General features: G+C 33.7%; 1 pseudogene. It reads right to left on the bottom strand.

Annotation, left to right across the window (positions count from 1 at the left end):
• Nucleotides 1-509 precede the first annotated feature (509 nt).
• Nucleotides 510-1,560: pseudogene (locus EQY_RS27365) on the bottom strand (SIR2 family protein); the annotation flags it as partial.

Below are 1,560 nucleotides of genomic sequence, written 5' to 3'. Positions count from 1 at the left end.
TGTCATAACTAAGTCGCCTCGTTGAAGCGACTGAGGTATGAAGTGTTGAGTTGATTTCAGCTGGTCACACCGACGTTCACGCGTCCGCTTCACCCCTCGCACTCCCCGGAGCCTGCTGAAATTCAAGCTGCGGATCTAAGCGGTCATCGCAACGGTGAAGTTATAAATTTTGTGATACCAACATCGATGCAATAGCATGACAATAGCAATAGCTATTGGTGTAGTCAATAGCAATTAGTATTGATAATGTTTGATATACTTGTTCTGATTGATAATTAAATGAATTTTTATAAAAAAGAGTATGAAGACTTATTGGTGTGGCTGAAATTTGTACAGCTTTAATGTGCCTCGTGACAGAGGGGCATCGGGTTGTGGTGAGCTCGGTAGGTTGGCAGCAAATTTAATCGAATATTGGTAGTCTGAGTTCTTATGTGTATTTTTTTAGTCAGTTGCTAAATGATACATAAATGACTTATTAGCCCCGCCATCGCTTTGTACGGGGCGTTTATTTAATTTATCTTTTCAACATTTCCATGAATCAACAAGTCGTAGGCAAGAAATAGTTTCCTATACTGGGTTTTTAAATTGTCAACGTCGCATGCCTTGAATTGAACAAACGCTTCTTTTTTAACATAATCTTCAATCTCCTCTTTGGGGATATTTTTTATGTTCTTAATGACTATAGACAATTCTTTGTACTTTTTGAACTTTGCATCCTTTATATCTTTGATGTTGGTGTAAATTTTATTTGCATTGATTTTATCTAAGGTGATTTTATTGAGCAAGTCGTCTAGTTTTCCGTGGCGTTCAATGCGTTGATTTAGTTTTAACACATATTTAGCTGGCAAACTTAACTCTTTCAAATTACATGAGGTTATAGTTTTTGAAAATGGAAGTTGTAATGAGTTTACTGAACCTAATATGAAATCTATGGCTAATTTATTAGATATTTCATTTTTATTAAATAAGTAGTCTTCAAGATAATTTATTTCTTTAACTTGTGTGAATACATACTTTTTATCGCCTAGAGCAACAACTAAATTTTTTCCTTGTTTAACACTTTCTTCAAGTCTGTCTAAGTCAGAAGGTGAAACCAATAGAGTATCTAAGTGCCCTTTTTCACCCTCATTAATGATAAGTGTTTTAATGGCTCTTTGATACCTTAAAACATCATAAGGTGAGAGCCCTTCATCAACAGCACTGATCTCATCATAGATCTATTTATAGTTATCTGTTTTAACAGATGTATATGTAATTTGTAGCTGTTGATCGGTAATCTGTTTTGGTACTACTTCCTGTTCATTCTCTTTATATTCAATCAAAATTATTCTTTCAGCTGATTTTCGACCATCTTCTCTAGGTAGTTGTGAGGAAAAATCAGAAAGAAGTTTCTTTACATTCCTGTCAGTTAAAGAATATCCAAGAAAAACTATTGGATTTTTAATCATGTTAGATAGTATCTTGGCACTAATGAGTATAGATTTGTTGTCATATTTTTCGTAATCATCTTTATTTATGATTATTGAGTGTGGATCCTTTATATCACCATGTATTTTGTAT

The sequence above is a fragment of the Escherichia sp. TW14182 genome (assembly GCF_000208525.1).
GTDB classification, from domain to species: Bacteria; Pseudomonadota; Gammaproteobacteria; order Enterobacterales; family Enterobacteriaceae; genus Escherichia; species Escherichia ruysiae.
This window is presented reverse-complemented; position numbering and strand designations above follow the sequence as displayed.